Below are 18,970 nucleotides of genomic sequence, written 5' to 3' on the forward strand. Positions count from 1 at the left end.
AAATATTGGCCACAGATTTTACAGATTAAACGGATTTGCACAGATTTAAATCATTGTAATCTGTAAAATCTGTGGCTAAAAAATAAAAAAAAATGAAAAAAGCAGCCCTAATTACTGGAGCAACAAGCGGAATTGGAAAAGCAACCGCACAAATATTGGCAAAAAACAATTATAAAATTATTCTTTGCGGAAGACGTAAAGATCGTTTAGAAGAATTAGAAAAAGAACTTTCGGCTTTTACAGAAGTATATTCTTTATCATTTGATGTTAGAGATAAAGACGCTGTTTTTGCAGAAATTGGTTCATTGCCGGCAGATTTTTCGACTATTGATGTTTTGATTAATAATGCAGGAAATGCGCATGGTTTAGATCCGATTCAAAATGGAAATATTGACGATTGGGATGCCATGATTGATATTAACGTAAAAGGACTTTTGTATGTTTCAAAAGCAATTATTCCGCAGATGATTGAAAGAAAATCGGGTCATATTATTAATATTGGATCCATTGCTGGAAAAGAAGTGTATCCAAACGGAAATGTTTATTGCGCTTCAAAACACGCTGTTGACGCAATCAACAACGGAATGCGAATGGATTTAAATCCTTACGGAATTAGAGTAGGAGCAATTCATCCCGGAATGGTAGAAACAGAATTCAGCGAAGTGCGTTTTAAAGGCGATGCCAATAGAGCTTCAACTGTATATAAAGGCTTAGATGCGTTGCAAGCAGAAGATATTGCAGATATTATTCATTTTGTAGTTTCAAGAAAGTATCATGTAAATATTGCTGATTTAATTGTGTTTCCAACGGCGCAAGCCTCAGCAACAATTGTTAAAAGAGACTAACTTAGAATTTTAGACTAACTTAGACTTCTTAGAATGAATGTCTAAGAAGTCTAATGTCTAAGAAGTCTAATATCTAAAAATCTAAGAAGTCTAAAACAAATGATTAATAAACGCCTTTTAATAAAGAATTTACTTGCTCACAATGACGAGAGCAGTTTTTATGATAAAAAAAGGCAATTGAATTTGCATTCGCGAGAAGGCAAAGGAAAATTTTTAAAACACATTTGCGCGCTTTCAAATTCAAATCCAACTAATAATTCTTATATCGTGGTTGGAGTCGAAGATCAGGACAACGAAATTGTTGGTGACGATTTTTTTGATGATAGTAGAATTCAGAATTTGGTCAATGCTTTTCTTGAAAATCCACCAAAAATTCAATACGAGAATGTGCCATTTCCTAATCTTCCAAAAGATAAAGTAATAGGATTGGTGACTATTAAACCCAAAAGCAAAATTTCCTATTTTAAAAAAGGAATTCACACCATTCTTGCTAACAGTATTTTTGTGAGGCGTGGCAGTAATTCGATTCCTTTAGAGAATCACGAGGAAGTCGAGAAGAATTATCAAAATACAGAAACCGTAATCGGTATCGAAAACAGTTCCCGAAACAGCATACAATATACTTTAGACGGTGTTTTTGATTTTATGAATTTCAGACATAAAGATATGTCGCCAAAATATCATGTTTTTAAAGAATTATTTGTGATTTGCTGGGCAGGAGTTCCTAAAAAATCTCGAGACAAAACTTTTCTTTCGCGCGTTGACATTGAATTAATCAACGAACAAATTAAACTTTTTTATTCCGCTCAGGATGTTGTTACGATTGTTTACAACGACGACAGTTTTACAATAACCGAATATGTTCCACTTGGATTAAATGACAAAACAAGTTATTATCCTTTAGAAGAACAAACGATTCATTTTTTTGATAACGGCTATTATAAAATTGATCGTAAAATGCTTTTTCAACCGCCAGAATTCAACAGAAAAATGCTTTATCATATTTACAATTCAAATATCGCATTGCTTCAAAAATTGCAAAAAGGATTTGCTTTGTCTGAACGTGAATTAATTGATCTAGAAAATCTTCCTTCTACTTTTATGATTTGTTATTTGAATGGTTTTGACGAAGCGAAACAAAAATTAATCGATTCAAAATTGTTGTTGAAACCTTTTTCTCAAGTGTATTTATCATTTAAAGAAGCTTTAAGAATTCTTCGTAAAATGAAATATGATGTTCAGTGACGTATATTAAGCATAGTTTTCAATAAATACATCTTCAATCTTTTTTAAGTTGTCATTTTCCTCAAATTGCAAATGACTCATTTCATTATTGTAGAATTTCTCTATAAAAAGTTTAATTATATACATAACTTCTGTTCTATTGTCGCTGTTAGTCAAAAGTTCTTTTACTAAATAATTACTTAGTTTTAATTTCTGATTTTTATACTGGCTTGACATCAAGTCAGAATCTGAATCTTTATGTAAGATAAGCATTTTATCAACCTTATCTATTTCTTCTATCAGGTCTAAAATATGATATAGCTTATTATCTTTCATTTGTTATAAATTAAAATTTTATTTCTAAAAACCCTTTTGATAGTTTATTCCCTCTAATTCTTCTCGTTTTTGTAAATCGATCAAGCCAGTAAGCCTTATCACTTATGTATCTGAAATTGTTAATATGATTTTCGGGATAAACCTCAATAATATAAGCATCAACCCCATAAATAATTTCTGAATTAGGATATTTAAATGGATCTAAATTTGAGCCTAATTGAGTAATTATTTCGTGATCTAAAAACGTGACTAAATCAATATCTCCAGGATTGTTCTTTTTTGTTACGTAAGATCCATTAATCCATTGATGTAGTTCATCTAATTTACATACTTTTTTGAAATCCTCATTATATTTAACATAAGCTTCGAAAATTTCTTTTCTTTTTGTAGAGGGAATCTTTAGTACGAACTCATTTTCTAGTTCTTGAATTGTTGAGTTGATTTTGTTATCAGGAACTAATAATCCTGATTGATTAAAGGTTAGCATTTGTACGACAAAATTAAAATAGAATCCAAATATAATAAAATATAGGAAAATACTTATATTTTGTTTTGCTTTAGATTTAGTGGTTTTAATAAATTATACTTAAAACGATTATTGATATTTCAAATATTGGTTTACCTCTTCGTATGGAAAAAGCACTTCTTTTGGCCCGTCAGCATATGATGCAGCTTCATATGAATTGTAATATAAAAGAAGACCTTCTTCCGTATAAAAAATATTCTGAGGTAATTGGAATTTGTCGTTTTCAAACATTAATCCTGTTGCATTGATATTTGCTTTGGAGGGAATTTTATATTTTGCTCTGAATTTTTTTTCGGCGAAAGCCAAAAACTCTTTTTTGTTTATAAATAATTGATCAGTAAAAATTGTTTTTCCGGTTTTTGGATCAAATAATAAAGATCGAAAGCCTTGATATCCGTGAGCACCGCCAGTAAAAGTGTAATGATCAATTTTGATGTTTAAAATAGTTTCTGAATGAAATTCGACGTTTCCAACAATTTTTCCTTCCCATCCAAAAGTTTCAGTTGGAAATTTTTTGTGCATTTCTTCGTAGGAATCAATAAAAGATTTTGATAAAGTGTTGTAATCGTTTGCTTTTGCAGGATCTTCCCCAAAATAAACAATTTCCTTTACGACTGAAAAAACCTTTTTGTTTATACTGTCGGCAACAATTCCTTTATTTTTTGCAATCGGAATATCAATGGTGATTTTTGGACAATCATTTTTGCAAGGAAGATGCGATTTTTCTTCAAATGTTTCATTTTCAAATGAAAGCTCTTTGTTACAACTTGTGAATATCAAAAACAAAAAGACTAAAAAAGTACAGTGTTTCATATATGTAAAAGTTATTTGTTAGGAGACATAAAAGGTAACACTTTTTTTTGAAATGAAATTTAGCTTTTGCAAAAGTCTGGCTGGCAGGGATTTTTAATCAAAAAATGTTAATTATATACAAAGGTAAGAACTTGTATCAGGATTAGAATAAATTAAACGGTAAATTTGTACAGTATTTAAGCATTTAAAATTTGTAACTATATGAAATTCAACACTAAAGTAATACATGGGGGCCAACACCATGATCCAAGTACGGGAGCAGTAATGCCTCCTGTTTATCAAACTTCAACTTTTGTTCAAACAAGTCCGGGAAAACCTTTGGCAGATTATGAATACAGCAGAGCGTCTAACCCAACTCGTAGTGCTTTAGAAAATGCATTGGCAAGTATTGAAAATGGTACGCGCGGATTAGCTTTTTCATCTGGTTTAGCGGCAACGGATTGTATTTTAAGATCATTTAAAGCAGGCGATGAAATCATTGCGATGGATGATTTGTATGGTGGAACGTATAGAATGTTTTCTAGAATTTATAAAGATTCTGGGATTAAGTTTCATTTTGTTGATATGACAGATCTGGAGAAATTGAAATCGTTGATCAATGAAAATACAAAATTAGTTTGGGTTGAAACGCCTACAAATCCGTTAATGAAATTAGCAGATATTGAAGAAGTTGCTAAAATCACAAAAGCAAATAATATTTTATTTGCAGTTGATAATACGTTTGCAACTCCGTATTTGCAAAAACCACTTGATTTAGGAGCTGACATCGTAATGCACTCGGCTACAAAATATTTAGGAGGACATTCTGATGTAATTGCAGGCGCTTTAATTGTAAAAGATGAAGCTTTAGGCGATCAATTGCATTTTCAGCAATTTGCAACTGGTGCAACGTTAGGACCAATGGACAGCTTTTTGGTTTTAAGAGGAATAAAAACACTTTCGCTAAGAGTTCAAAGACACTGTGAAAACGGAGAAAAAGTAGTAGAATTTTTGAGTAATCATCCAAAAATCAAAACGGTTTATTATCCAGGATTAAAAAATCATCCGTTTCATGAAATTGCTAAGAAACAAATGAAAGCTTTTGGTGGAATGGTTTCGTTTACTTTTAAATCGGGCAAAAAAGAAGATTCTATTGACTTTTTAGAGAAACTGAAAGTATTTACACTTGCAGAATCTTTAGGTGGAGTTGAATCATTAGCAAATCATCCGGCTTTAATGACGCATGCATCAATTCCTGCAGATAAAAGAGCTGAAGTTGGTATCACTGATGATTTAGTAAGATTAAGTGTTGGTATCGAAGATGCAGAAGATTTAATCGCTGATTTAGAACAGGCTTTAGCATAAAAATAATTTCTAAATAAAAAATCCCAAATTCCAATTTTAGTTATTTTGGAATTTGGGATTTTTATATTTTGAAATTTAATTATTTCTAGAACTCTAAGTAATAGATGTAACCAAAGTTAAACCATACTTGCCAGTCATTTGATTTGTTTTCTTTGTAAATATCTTTATTTGGATTCAAACCATCAATCCAGTCACTGCTGTACATTTGAAAACGAGTTTCAAACATTAAATCACTCATTTCTGTCAATTTATAATGAACACCAACGCCACCAGTTGCAGAAACAACAACTCCGGTTTCAGTAGAGAACCCGTGCGGTCTTCCATCAGAAGGTGTTAAATATTTTCCAACAGTAACATTTGGAAGCGTTAAATCGCCTAAATGTGAACCAACCTTAGCAGAATAATAATTTACTTGAAATCCAGCGCTTAAATACGGACTGAAGCTACCAACTGTATTTTCGAAATCATGTATTTTGATAAAAGAAAATTCTAATTGAGATCCCAATCCTACTGTTGTCGTGCTTGCATGCATGTTTTTTAACATAATAACAGCTGGAGTTGGTGGATTTTTTTCAACCCATTTTCCAAAGTGCTTTAACTGTGTATGGCTAAATGACAATTCAGATCGAACTTTAAAGTGTTCAGTAAAAAAACTTTCTCGGTTATTAGCAGCTGAAAAGTTGATAAAATGCATAAGTCCGATGCCATATCCACTATTTCCAACGTTAGTGTCAAAATTGTTTCTTTGTCCAAAATCTGACTGCAGTGTGACAGGTCCTGCGAATATTCCTATTTCTTGTGCTAAATCTGATTGAGCGTTGGCTGTAGAACTGATTCCAAGAATGGCAAATAGTGTGATAATTACGGGTTTGAGCATAGTTTTGGGGCTTTCAAATCTTGGCAAATATATAAAAAAGCTTGTGCAAACAAAACATTAAATACTTCTATTAAAAAATTAGTAACAAAACACTTAATTTTCTGACTTTAAGTGTGATGATTTGATGTAATTCCGGACGTGTAAAATTGTATTTTTCCTTTTGTTTAGAAATTACACAATTCTTCTTCAAAAACGAAAAAAAATAACAAATCATCATTGTTTTGCCTTATCTTTGCATGTTGTTACGAAAACGTTTTCTATGGCGTATTTTCGTATTATAATTAGATGTAAGCTAAAAACTATTATTTGAATAATTGATTTAAAAATGGAACAAAAAATAAATGAATTTATGGCTCTAGTTGAGTCAAAAAATCCAAACGAACCAGAATTTCTTCAAGCTGTCAGAGAATTTGCAGAAACAGTAATTCCGTTTATTGCCGAAAGAAAAAAATATGATGGAAAAAATTTACTTTTAAGAATAGCTGAACCAGAAAGATCTATAATTTTTAGAGTTCCATGGGTAGACGATAAAGGAGAAATTATTGTAAACAGAGGATTTAGAATCCAAATGAATTCAGCAATTGGACCTTACAAAGGTGGAATTCGTTTTCATCACACAGTAAACTTATCAGTTTTAAAATTCTTGGCTTTTGAACAAGTTTTTAAAAACAGTTTAACAACTCTTCCAATGGGAGGAGGAAAAGGAGGTTCTGATTTTGATCCAGAAGGAAAATCTGATGGAGAAATCATGCGTTTCTGCCAATCATTTATGACAGAATTATGTCGTCATATTGGTCCAGATCTTGACGTTCCTGCAGGAGATATTGGTGTTGGAGCAAGAGAAATTGGTTATTTGTTTGGTCAATATAAAAGAATCAGAAATGAATTTACTGGAGTTTTAACTGGAAAAGGTTTGGCTTACGGAGGTTCATTAATCAGACCAGAAGCTACAGGTTACGGTGTGGTATATTTTACAGATCAAATGCTTCGTACTATAGGTCACGATATTAAAGGTAAAAGAGTTGCGATTTCTGGATTTGGAAATGTGGCTTGGGGAGTTGCACTGAAAATAAATGAACTTGGAGGAAAAGTAGTTACTATTTCTGGTCCTGATGGTTATATTTATGATGAAGATGGAATCTCTGGAGAAAAAATCGACTATATGGTTGAAATGAGAGCAACTGGAGATAATAGAGCTGAAAGATATTTAGAGAAATATCCAAATGCTGTTTTCCATAAAGGAAAAAGCCCTTGGGAAGTAAAAGTTGATATTGCGATTCCATGTGCGACTCAAAATGAGTTAACTGGCGAAGATGCTAAAAAACTTATTGATAACGGCGTTTTATGTGTAACTGAAGCAGCAAATATGCCTTCTACTTTAGATGCAATTAAACTTTTCTTAGATAATAAAGTTCTTTTTGCTCCTGGAAAAGCAGCTAACGCTGGTGGAGTTGCGGCTTCTGGATTAGAAATGACGCAAAACTCTATTCGTCTTAACTGGACAAGTGAAGAGGTAGATTTGAGATTAAAAGATATCATGGTTGGAATTCACAATCAATGTAAAAAATATGGTGCTGAAGAAGATGGTTATGTAAACTACGTAAAAGGAGCAAACATTGCCGGATTTGTTAAAGTTGCCGATGCTATGCTCGCTCAAGGTGTAGTATAATTTTAGTTATAGTTTTTTGAAGTGCCTTCATTTGTCTTTGTACAATTGAAGGCATTTTTTTATTTATAAAAAAGAACAAAAAACAAATACTTTCGTTTGTAGTATATTTGCCTATCTGAATGCATAAAATAATGAAGAAAAGTTTTCTGTATGTTTTGTTTTTACTTCTGTTTCAATTTGCTTTTTCGCAGAACAAATTGTCATGGCAGGGTTATTTTTCATTTAACGAAATAAAAGATATTTCAGAATCTTCAACAGGGGTTTATGCGGCCTCAGAAAATGCTCTGTTCGTTAAAAATGCTGCTGCAAATACAAGTAAAACAATAACAACTGTTGACGGACTTTCTGGTCAGACAATTTCGGCGGTTTATTATAGTGAAGCTTTCAAAAAAACAATCGTCGGCTACGAAAATGGTTTGATGATTGTAATCAATGAAACTGACGGCAGTATGCTGAAAGTGGTAGATATTATCAATAAACAATTAGCTCCAAATATTAAAAAAATCAATCATTTTATGGAGCATAACGGGCTGGTTTATGTTTCCTGTGATTTTGGAATTGTGCAGTTTAATTTGACAACTCTACAATTTGGAGATACCTATTTTATTGGAGATAATGGTGCCGAAATCAGTGTAAAACAAACAACGTTTTTTAACGGATTTATTTATGCAGCAACTTCAAGCGGCATCAGACGCGCCGATATTACAAGTCCAAATTTAAATGATTTTAAACAGTGGTCTGTTGTAAATATTGGCGATTGGTCTAGTGTTGAAAGTGTAGACACAGAACTTATAGCTATTAATTCTACCGGTTATATTCATCGATTTAACTCAAGTAATTTTATTGGTTTTTCGCAGTTGCCCCAAGCTTCGGTTGATATGAGGTCAAAAAATCACAATTTATATATAACAATACGCAATACCGTTTATGTTTATAATAACCAAATGGTTTTGATTCGCCAGATCAGTAATTCTCAGGTTTTAGATAATACTATAAATTTTACTTGCGCAACAGCTGTAGGTGATGTGATTTTTATTGGAACAAAAGAAAAAGGATTATTCTCTTCATCGCTTTCAAGCAATGGCGCTTTTACAAATAGTACGCCAGCGGGACCCGCACGAAATAATATTTTCTCGATGGACGTCACTACAAATGTTCTTTGGGCAGTTTATGGAGATTATGACACTTATTATAATCCGTATGATCTAGATAGTTATGGAGTGAGTAAATATAATACTTCTGGCTGGCTAAATATTCCGTATTCTTCTGTTTTAAATGCAAAGTCGATTACGAGAGTTATTGTTAATCCGAAAAATGAAAAACAAGTTTATGCAAGTTCTTTTTTTTCTGGGTTACTCCGAATAGAAAATGATGTTCCGAATCTTTTGTATAATGAAAAAAATAGCGGTTTAGAGTCGATTACTACCGAAGGACCAAATTATATTGATGTTCGTGTAAACGCAACTGCTTTTGATAAAACAGGAAATCTTTGGGTAACCAACAGCCGAATTAAAAACGGATTAAAGGCTTTAAAGTCGAATAATCAATGGGGAAGTTATGCAATGACTTCAATTTTAGATGATGCCGAAGCCAGCAGCTACGCCAGTATTTTAGTGGATAGAAATAGTGTAAAATGGATTGCCACAAATCGCGACGGCGTTATTGGTTTTAATGAAACAACAAATACATTCAAAAAAATGACTTTTGGTGCCGATGCCGGAAATCTACCAATTGCCGATGTGAGAGCGCTTGCAATTGATACTAAAAATCAGCTTTGGATAGGAACAACAAAAGGTTTGCGTGTTTTGTCAAATGTTGGGAATTTTCAAAATGAAAGCCAGTTAAAAGCGAATCCAATTATTATTACAGAAGATAATTTAGCTCAAGAACTGCTTTACGAACAATTTATAACTTCCATCGCGGTTGACGGTGCAAATAATAAATGGATTGGAACGAGTGATTCTGGGGTTTTTATGGTTTCTCCAAACGGACAAGAAACGAAATATCATTTTACAATCAGTAATTCTCCATTACCGAGCAATGCTATAAATGAGATTAAAATAAATAGTGCCACCGGTGAAGTTTTTATTGCAACGAATAAAGGATTGATTTCTTTTAAAGGAATTGCCACCGATGCAAATGAAGATTTAAATAGTGTCTATGTATATCCAAATCCAGTTCGACCAACATATTCCGGAACAGTAAAAGTAGCAGGATTATTAGATAAAGCGAATATTAAAATTACTGATATTGAAGGGAATTTAGTTTACGAAGCCACTTCAGAAGGCGGAACAATTGAATGGGATACAACTGCTTTTGGGAAATATAAAGTTTCTTCAGGAGTGTACATGATTTTTATTTCTGCGCAAGATGGTGGTGAAACTAAAGTGAAAAAAGTGATGATTATTCGTTAATAGATAAGTATTCAGTGTTCAGTTTTTGGGTGTTCAGTTTTTTTGTGAATTTGCTCCAATCTGAAACTTGAAACTTGAAACCTGAAACAAAAAAAACAAAAATTTTGCTCGTTAAAACCAAAGCCATAGTAATCTCCTCCTTAAAATTTCAGGAAAAAAGTTTGATTGTAAAATGTTTTACACTTTCAAACGGACTGAAATCGTATTTCGTGCGCGATGCTTTTTCGAGTCGGAAAACGAGTCAGAAGATTGCTTATTTTCAGCCGTTGTCGATTTTAGAAATCGAGGCTATTCATAAGAATAAGGGGACTTTGGAAAATTTTAAAGAATTGAAAACGGCAGTTCCTTTTCAGACGATTCATACAGATATTTTTAAGAGCACGATGGTCATGTTTTTGTCTGAAGTGCTTCATTATTCGATTCAGGAAGAAGAGAAAAACGAATCGCTTTTTTTGTTTCTAGAAACCGCTTTGACCTGGCTGGATCATCACGACGAAATTTCTAATTTTCATTTGATTTTACTTTTAGAAATTACAAAATATTTAGGTTTTTATCCGGATATTTCTGAAATCGATTTGCCTTTTTTTGAAGTAAACGACGGAGTTTTTACTCATTTTCAAAAAGGAAATGTGTTGACGGAACATGAAACTAATTTGTTTAAAAAGTTAATCGATTTAAAATTTGATAATGATCAGAAAGTCTTTCATGTTTTAGAAAGGCAAATACTGCTTAAAATTTTAATTGATTACTACAGTTTTCATTTGGACGGATTCAAAAAACCTAAATCTTTAGAGATTTTAAAAGAAGTTTTCTCTTAAATCAACAAAAACGGCAATATTTTTTGCGGAATCTACCTGAAATTACCTCAAAGCGGTCTTTTTTCCGTTATCTTTTATCTATTTTCCTCAAAATTCCTTACTTTCGCACCTCGTTTAAGAAAAGGATAAAATGAGCACAAAATTTACTGAATACAAAGGACTTGACTTGCCAACGGTAGCGTCTGAAGTTCTTGATTTTTGGAAGAAAGAAAATATATTTGAAAAGAGTGTAACTACTCGCGAAGGTGCTGAGCCTTTCGTATTTTTTGAAGGTCCGCCTTCAGCAAACGGATTACCAGGAATTCACCACGTAATGGCGCGTGCGATTAAAGATATTTTTTGCAGATATAAAACTCAAAAAGGTTTTCAGGTAAAAAGAAAAGCCGGATGGGATACTCACGGTTTGCCTGTAGAATTAGGTACCGAGAAAGAATTAGGAATTACAAAAGAAGATATTGGCAAAACGATTTCGATCGAAGAATATAACGAAGCGTGTAAAAAAACCGTGATGCGTTATACCGACGTATGGAATGATTTGACCGAAAAAATGGGTTATTGGGTTGATATGGAAGATCCATATGTGACGTATAAGCCAAAATACATGGAGTCTGTTTGGTGGCTTTTGAAACAAATTTACGATAAAGGTTTGTTGTACAAAGGATATACGATTCAGCCGTATTCTCCAAAAGCAGGAACTGGATTATCTTCTCACGAAGTAAATCAGCCTGGAGCTTATAGAGATGTTACGGATACTACGATTGTAGCGCAATTCAAAACTTTGCCAGAAACATTACCAAGCTTTTTACAAGGTTTTGGAGATATTCACATTTTAGCTTGGACGACAACTCCTTGGACATTGCCATCGAATACAGCTTTAACAGTTGGGCCAAAAATCGATTATGTTTTAGTTAAAACTTTCAATCAATATACTTTTGAGCCAATCAATGTTGTTTTGGCTAAAAACTTAGTTGGAAAACAATTCGGAAAAGGATTTTTCTTAAGTGAAGATGATGCTGATTTTGATAATGTGAAAAACGGAGACAAAAAACTTCCATATAAAATCTTAACTGAAGCAAAAGGAAAAGATTTAGTAGAAATCCGTTACGAGCAATTATTGCCGTACGTATTGCCATATCAAAATGCTGAAAATGCATTTAGAGTAATTGCCGGAGATTTCGTTACTACAGAAGACGGAACAGGAGTTGTGCATACAGCGCCAACTTTTGGTGCGGATGATGCTAAAGTAGCAAAAGAAGCAAAACCAGAAGTTCCGCCAATGTTGGTTTTAGATGAAGAAGGAAATGCAGTTCCGTTAGTTGATTTACAAGGAAAATTCACTTCTCATGTTGGTGAACTTGCAGGTAAATATGTGAAAAACGAATATTACGATGCAGGTCAGGCTCCAGAGAAATCTGTAGATGTTGAAATTGCTATTCGTTTAAAAGAAGAAAACAAAGCTTTTAAAGTTGAAAAATACGTGCACAGTTATCCACACAGCTGGAGAACTGACGAGCCGTTATTATATTATCCCCTAGATTCATGGTTCATCAAAGTAACCGATGTAAAAGATAGAATGTTCGACCTGAACGAAACTATCAATTGGAAACCTAAATCTACTGGTGAAGGACGTTTTGGAAATTGGCTTAAAAATGCCAACGACTGGAACTTATCTCGTTCTAGATATTGGGGAATTCCGTTGCCAATTTGGAGAACTGAAGACAAAAAAGAAGAAGTTCTTATTGGTTCTGTTGAAGAATTATATAATGCGATCGAGAAATCTATCGAAGCTGGTTTTCAAAAAGAAAATCCGTTTAAAGGTTTTGAAATCGGAAACATGTCTGAATCAAATTATGATTTAATTGATTTGCACAAAAATGTTGTGGATCAAATTACGTTGGTTTCGGCTTCAGGCCAGCCAATGAAACGCGAAAGCGATTTGATCGACGTTTGGTTCGATTCTGGAGCAATGCCTTATGCACAATGGCATTATCCTTTTGAAAATCAAGACAAAATCGATGGAAATAAAGATTTTCCTGCGAATTTCATTGCAGAAGGAGTGGATCAAACACGTGGATGGTTTTATACATTGCATGCTATCGGAACATTGGTTTTTGATAAAGTAGCGTATAAAAACGTAGTTTCAAACGGTTTGGTTCTGGATAAAAATGGAATTAAAATGTCTAAGAGTAAAGGAAATACGATAGACCCTTTTAAAACCATTGAAGAATACGGTCCTGATGCCACACGTTGGTACATGATTATGAATGCAAATCCGTGGGATAACTTGAAGTTTGACCTTGAAGGAATTGCTGAGGTTCGCCGTAAATTCTTCGGAACTTTATACAACACTTATTCTTTCTTTTCGTTATATGCTAACATCGACGGATTTAAATATGCTGAAGCGGAAATTCCTTTAAACGAAAGGCCAGAAATCGATCAATGGATTATTTCTGAGTTGAATACTTTAGTGAAATTTGTTGATGAATGTTATGAAGATTATGAGCCAACAAAAGCGACAAGAGCTATTTCTGAATTCGTTCAGGAAAACTTAAGTAACTGGTATGTTCGTTTATGCCGTCGTCGTTTTTGGAAAGGAGAATATGCTAAAGATAAAATTGCAGCTTACCAAACGCTTTATACTTGTTTATTAACGATAAGCAAATTAAGCGCTCCGGTCGCTCCTTTTTTCATGGATAAATTGTACAGAGATTTGACCGCTTCGACGGGAACCGAGGATTTTGCTAGTGTTCACTTGGCTGAATTCCCAAAATTTGTCGAAAACTTTGTTAATAAAACGTTAGAGAGTAAAATGCAGAAGGCGCAAACGATCTCATCTTTGGTTTTATCACTACGTAAAAAAGAGATGATTAAAGTTCGTCAACCTTTGCAAAAGGTAATGATTCCGGTACTTGACGAGAATCAAAGAGCTGAAATCGAAGCAATTTCTGACCTGGTAAAAGCCGAAGTAAACGTTAAAGAAATTGAACTTTTAGATGATGCTTCTGGTATTTTGGTGAAACAAATTAAACCTAATTTTAAGGCTTTAGGACCACGTTTTGGAAAAGATATGGGTCTGATTTCTAAGGAAATACAAGCTTTTTCGGCAGAGCAGATTAATGAGCTGGACAAGCAGGGCACACTGGATATTGTTATTTCTGGAAATAATGTAACTTTATCACTAGAAGACGTCGAAATAACATCTCAGGATATTGAAGGTTGGCTGGTTGCAAATTCAAACGGAATTACAGTTGCGCTTGACATTACAATTTCTGAGGAATTAAAAAATGAAGGTATCGCGAGAGAATTGGTGAACAGAATTCAGAATATCCGTAAAGATTCTGGATTTGAAGTTACTGATAAGATTAAGGTACAGATAAAGAAGGACGGCATTTTAGAAGATGCAGTTTTGAAAAACTTAGACTATATTAAGTCTGAGACACTTACGGATGATTTGGTTTTTGTGGATGCTTTAGAAAACGGCACAGAAATTGAGTTTGATGATATTAAAACAATGATATTAATTTCAAAATAATATAAAATGATAGATGAAATTACAAGATACTCTGACGCAGATTTAGCAGAGTTCAAAGAAATAATCCAAGCAAAAATTAAAAAAGCACAGGAAGATCTTGATTTGATCAAAAGTGCTTATATGAACGATTTGAATAACGGAACAGACGATACTTCTCCAACTTTTAAAGCTTTTGAAGAAGGAAGTGAAACAATGTCTAAAGAAGCAAACTCTCAGTTGGCTATCAGGCAAGAAAAGTTTATTCGCGATTTAAAAAACGCGCTTTTCCGTGTTGAAAACAAAACATATGGTATTTGCAAAGTAACAGGTAAATTAATCAGCAAAGAAAGGCTTAAAATTGTTCCTCATGCTACAATGAGTATCGAAGCTAAAAACTTGCAGAGATAATGATATAATTATCATAAAAAAAGCGCTCCATTTTGGGGCGCTTTTTTCTTTAATACGACTCTCCACGTTTTAATTTCGGTAAATTATATTGCGAAAAAGAATTTCCGACACAGACAATAAGCGAATCAGTTCGATTTCGATTTATTACGAAACAATTAACGTTACTTAAAAAGCGCTTTTTTGATTTAATTAGTTATTTTTGCGCATCAAAATTTTATAAAATGTCATTACGAAAAGCGTATTTCCTTATATTTTTAGTTTTAATTGTCGATCAGCTGTCAAAAATTTATGTAAAAACAAATTTTATTCTTGGTGAAGAAGTGGTTCTTTTTGATTGGTTTCGAATTCATTTTATTGAAAATGAAGGTATGGCTTGGGGAACTAAGATTCCTGGAGAATATGGAAAATTAATTTTGACAGTTTTTAGAATCTTCGCAGTGTTCGGAATCGGATGGTGGCTTGCAGATGCCATTAAAAAACGTCATTCTACTTATTTAGTAGTGGCGATTGCTTTAATTTTTGCTGGTGCTGCCGGTAATATTATCGATTCTGTTTTTTACGGAGTAATATTTGACGGTAGTGAGCATAACATTTCAACGCTTTTTTCTCCTAATCCTTACGGAACTTGGTTTCATGGTTTAGTAGTTGATATGTTTTATTTTCCTATCTGGGAAGGAAATTTGCCAACATGGCTTCCGTTAGTTGGAGGGAAACATTTTGCTTTTTTCAACGCAATCTTCAATGTTGCCGATGTTGCAATCTCGACAGGTGTTGGTATTTTATTAGTTTTTAATAAAAGAGCTTTCCCAAAACACGCATAAATTATTTTAAAATTCAAAAAATAAATTCCAAATTCCAATATTTGAAAGTGTTCATTGCGCACAGATATTGGAATTTGGAATTTTTCATTATTGGGATTTAAATATTTATTGTGTTATTTTTACAGTACAAAAAATCAAATTATGCAAAGTCCGTCTTTCTCAATTTATGATGCTTCTGCAGGCTCAGGAAAGACGTATACATTGGTTAAAGAATATCTGAAAATTATTCTCTCTTCACCTAAAAATGATGCTTACCGAAATATTCTAGCAATAACGTTCACCAACAAAGCGGTTCATGAAATGAAAAGCCGAATTGTTGGGAGTCTTTCTGAATTTGCAAAAGAACAGCCTTCTGCAAAAGCAGTTGATTTGATGGAAGATTTGTCTCGCGACACAGGACTTTCGATTATTAAAATCAAAACTAAATCTCAGAATATCATAAAGCATTTAATTCATAATTATGCTGCTTTTGATATTTCCACAATTGATAAATTTACTCATAAAGTAATCCGTGCTTTTGCACACGATTTAAATCTTCCGATGACTTTTGAAGTTACTTTGGACACGGAAAATTTATTGATCGAAGCTGTTGATGCTATAATTGCGCAAGCAGGTCAAGATGAAACGCTGACCAATTTGTTGATTGATTTCACAATGGAAAAAACCGACGATGATAAAAGTTGGGATGTTTCTCGTGAGATTTTAGAAACTGGAAGATTGGTTTTGAACGAAAATAATCGAAATGAGATTTTACATTTTCATGATAAATCAATCGAAGAATTTATTGAGATTAAAAAGAAAATGCTTGCGCTTTGTAAAGATTTGGAAGCTGAAAATGAATCTTGGGCAACAGATGCGCTTTCATTAATTGATAAAAACGGAATTGATTTGAAATCATTTTCGCGAGGTACTTTTCCGAATCACTTAGAAAGTATCCGTGATGGAAAATTCAATCCCAGAAATAAAACATTTCATGAGTTTGATGATATAGCAATTAATAAAACAGCCAAAGACAAAGCATTAATTGAAAACATTATTCCAGAACTGCTTCAAGTTTTAGATAAGATTTATAAAAACTTCGAAAAAAGAGATTTTTATAAAGCTTTCCTGAAAAATATAACACCACTTTCTTTATTGAATACGGTGAGTAATGAATTGGCAAAAATTCAGTCCGAACAAAATATTCTTTCTATTTCAGAATTTAATGCTATTATTCATCGCGAAATTCAAAATCAGCCTGCGCCTTTTATTTATGAGCGTTTAGGCGAGCGATATCGTCATTTTTTTATTGATGAATTTCAGGATACTTCTGAGATGCAATGGCAAAATCTAATTCCTTTAATTGATAATTCGCTTTCCGGTCTAGATGATTTTGGGAATAAAGGAACTTTAATGATTGTGGGGGATCCAAAACAATCTATTTATCGCTGGCGTGGAGGAAAAGCGGAGCAATTTATTGAATTAAGTAAAGATGTAAATCCGTTTAATAATCCAGATAAACAGATAAAACATCTAGATACAAATTACAGAAGTTACAGTGAAGTAATTGATTTTAATAATTCGTTTTTTAAACTAATTTCTTCGGAATTTTCAAATGTAGATTATAAAGATTTATATGAAAATCATAGTTTTCAAAATGCAAATTCTAAAAAAGGCGGTTATGTGAATATTTCGTTTCTTCCAATTGTTGAAAAAAACGATGCTGTCGATGAAGAGGAAGTTGTTGAAAAATCGGATTTATATGTTTTGGCTACTTTAAATACCATTTTAAAAGTTCTTAAAGATGGTTTTCAGTATAAAGATATTGTGATTTTGACCCGAAAAAGAGGTCAGGGAATTGCAATTGCAAATTATTTGACTGAGCAAGGTATTCCGCTTTTGTCGTCAGAAACTTTGATGATACAAAATGCGACAGAAGTGCGTTTGATTATTCATCTTCTAAAATATTTAAATAATAGCGCCGATCTAGAATCCAAAGCTAATTTTCTTCATTTTTTGGCTGAAAATGTAAATTCACAAATGCCAATTCATGATTTTATTGCCGAAGGAATGTTAAGAAAAATAGAAGCTGATTTTGAAAAATGGCTTTTAACTTTCGATGTTTCATTGTCTTTTGAAGATGTTAGAAAAAAATCATTGTATGAAGCTGTAGAAATTATTATTGCGAAGTTTATTCTTCCGTCAGAAGGTAATGCATATGTGCAGTTTTTCTTGGATATAGTTCTTGAAAGAGATGTGAGAAATCAAGCCGGAATAGCTGATTTTTTGAATTATTGGGACAAAAACGCTGAAAAGTTTAGTATTCCGTCTCCAGAAGGAAATAATGCAGTTCGAGTTATGACGATTCACAAGTCTAAGGGCTTGGAATTTCCGGTGGTAATCATGCCTTTTGCTGAAGAAGATTATAATCGAAAACCAAAAGATAAATTATGGCTCGACACAACCGATTCTGATTTAAATATTCCAAAAGCTTTAATAGATAACAGTAGTGCGGTTGAAGGTTTTGGTGAAAATGCTTCAGCAGTTTTTAATCTGAAAAAGCAAGAAGAACTGCTGGATAATATTAATGTTCTATATGTTGCTCTAACTCGTGCAGAAGAGCAGTTGTATGTCATTTCGCAATCATTAAAAGAGAGAAAAGATGGTGAATTTCCTAGCAATATGGCTTCTTTTTTTATCAAATATTTGATTCATCTTGGAATTTACGATTCCGAAAAATTAGAATATGAATTTGGAAACCGAGTTAAATTGTCTCCTTCAATTGAAGTGATTAATTCGGTAAAAGAAATTCCAGTAGTAAAAGAAGTTCTGAATCCTAAAAACATAAAAATCGCCCAAAGAGAAGCATTGATGTGGGGTACACATCAACAGGAAGCAATATCTTATGGGAATGTGGTTCATGAGATTTTGGCTTTTGTTAAAGATAAATCAGATGTTGATTTGGCAGTTACAAAAGCAATGGAAGATGGGCTGATCAAGGCTGATCAAGCAGATCAGGTTTTAAAAACACTTCAGCATATTGTGAGTCATCCAGAAATCAGTATTTGTTTCGATGGAAACAACAAGATTTTGAATGAGCAGACGATAGTTCAAAAAGAAGGAAAAATCCTTAAACCAGATAGAATTGTGTTGACAGAAGATAAAAAAGCATATTTACTAGATTATAAAACTGGAGCAATAAATTCAAAATACAAACAGCAAATTCAGGAATATCAAGATGCTATTGAAGATTTAGGATACAAAGTGTTAAAAAAGGCTTTGGTGTATATAGGAACCGAAATCGATGTAGTAAATTTGTGAAAAAATTAATCAGATGTTAAAGAAAAAAGGGCTTGTTTTTGTTGTAAGCTGTTAATTTTTAACG

Annotated in this window: 14 protein-coding genes; 10 read left to right on the forward strand and 4 right to left on the reverse strand. The window is 32.9% G+C overall.

The features are described 5' to 3' along the window. The first annotated feature begins 92 nt into the window (after positions 1–92). Both RB619_RS11870 and RB619_RS11875 read left to right on the forward strand, forming a co-directional pair. The gene (locus RB619_RS11870; RefSeq protein ID WP_308097674.1) at positions 93–845 is read left to right on the forward strand and encodes an SDR family NAD(P)-dependent oxidoreductase; all 753 of its coding nucleotides are present in this window, start codon (positions 93–95) and stop codon (positions 843–845) included. A 99-nt stretch (positions 846–944) separates the two neighbouring features. Next, the gene (locus RB619_RS11875) at positions 945–2,090 is read left to right on the forward strand and encodes an ATP-binding protein (RefSeq protein WP_308097676.1); all 1,146 of its coding nucleotides are present in this window, start codon (positions 945–947) and stop codon (positions 2,088–2,090) included. Between the two features lie 6 nt (positions 2,091–2,096). On the opposite strand, the gene RB619_RS11880 is transcribed toward RB619_RS11875, so the two are convergent. From RB619_RS11880 to RB619_RS11890, 3 genes are all read right to left on the reverse strand, one after another. Continuing rightward, positions 2,097–2,405, reverse strand: a complete 309-nt coding sequence (locus RB619_RS11880) for a hypothetical protein (RefSeq protein WP_308097682.1) — start codon at positions 2,403–2,405, stop codon at positions 2,097–2,099. A 10-nt stretch (positions 2,406–2,415) separates the two neighbouring features. After that, a complete protein-coding gene (locus RB619_RS11885) occupies positions 2,416–2,892 on the reverse strand; it encodes a hypothetical protein (RefSeq protein WP_308097684.1) in 477 nt (158 codons plus the stop codon). 108 nt (positions 2,893–3,000) lie between these two features. Next, complete coding sequence (locus RB619_RS11890) at positions 3,001–3,744, reverse strand: DUF3298 domain-containing protein (RefSeq protein ID WP_308097686.1); 744 nt, start codon at positions 3,742–3,744, stop codon at positions 3,001–3,003. 201 nt (positions 3,745–3,945) lie between these two features. On the opposite strand from RB619_RS11890, the gene RB619_RS11895 reads away from it, so the two are divergent. Continuing rightward, positions 3,946–5,088, forward strand: coding sequence for a cystathionine gamma-synthase (locus RB619_RS11895; protein WP_308097688.1), 1,143 nt, complete (start codon positions 3,946–3,948; stop codon positions 5,086–5,088). 85 nt (positions 5,089–5,173) lie between these two features. Here the strand turns inward: RB619_RS11895 and RB619_RS11900 are convergent, their stop codons facing one another. After that, positions 5,174–5,965, reverse strand: a complete 792-nt coding sequence (locus tag RB619_RS11900) for a glutamate dehydrogenase (RefSeq protein WP_308097690.1) — start codon at positions 5,963–5,965, stop codon at positions 5,174–5,176. Positions 5,966–6,290: 325 nt separating this feature from the next. On the opposite strand from RB619_RS11900, the gene gdhA reads away from it, so the two are divergent. From gdhA to RB619_RS11935, 7 genes are all read left to right on the forward strand, one after another. Next, the gene (gene gdhA / locus RB619_RS11905) at positions 6,291–7,634 is read left to right on the forward strand and encodes an NADP-specific glutamate dehydrogenase (protein ID WP_308097692.1); all 1,344 of its coding nucleotides are present in this window, start codon (positions 6,291–6,293) and stop codon (positions 7,632–7,634) included. Positions 7,635–7,765: 131 nt separating this feature from the next. Further along, complete coding sequence (locus RB619_RS11910) at positions 7,766–10,048, forward strand: T9SS type A sorting domain-containing protein (protein ID WP_308097694.1); 2,283 nt, start codon at positions 7,766–7,768, stop codon at positions 10,046–10,048. A gap of 104 nt (positions 10,049–10,152) precedes the next feature. After that, positions 10,153–10,866: a DNA repair protein RecO gene (gene recO / locus RB619_RS11915; RefSeq protein ID WP_308097698.1), complete on the forward strand. Its 714-nt coding sequence runs from the start codon at positions 10,153–10,155 to the stop codon at positions 10,864–10,866. Between the two features lie 130 nt (positions 10,867–10,996). After that, entirely contained in the window at positions 10,997–14,398 is a 3,402-nt protein-coding gene (ileS, locus tag RB619_RS11920; RefSeq protein ID WP_308097699.1) for an isoleucine--tRNA ligase, read from the forward strand. 6 nt (positions 14,399–14,404) lie between these two features. Next, complete coding sequence (locus tag RB619_RS11925) at positions 14,405–14,785, forward strand: TraR/DksA C4-type zinc finger protein (protein ID WP_012022792.1); 381 nt, start codon at positions 14,405–14,407, stop codon at positions 14,783–14,785. Between the two features lie 221 nt (positions 14,786–15,006). Then, the gene (locus tag RB619_RS11930; protein ID WP_308097701.1) at positions 15,007–15,606 is read left to right on the forward strand and encodes a lipoprotein signal peptidase; all 600 of its coding nucleotides are present in this window, start codon (positions 15,007–15,009) and stop codon (positions 15,604–15,606) included. 141 nt (positions 15,607–15,747) lie between these two features. Beyond that, on the forward strand, positions 15,748–18,906 hold the full coding sequence (locus RB619_RS11935) for a UvrD-helicase domain-containing protein (RefSeq protein ID WP_308097703.1): 3,159 nt from the start codon (positions 15,748–15,750) through the stop codon (positions 18,904–18,906). Positions 18,907–18,970 lie beyond the last annotated feature (64 nt).

The organism is Flavobacterium sp. LHD-80 (assembly GCF_030929605.1).
Taxonomy (GTDB): domain Bacteria; phylum Bacteroidota; class Bacteroidia; order Flavobacteriales; family Flavobacteriaceae; genus Flavobacterium.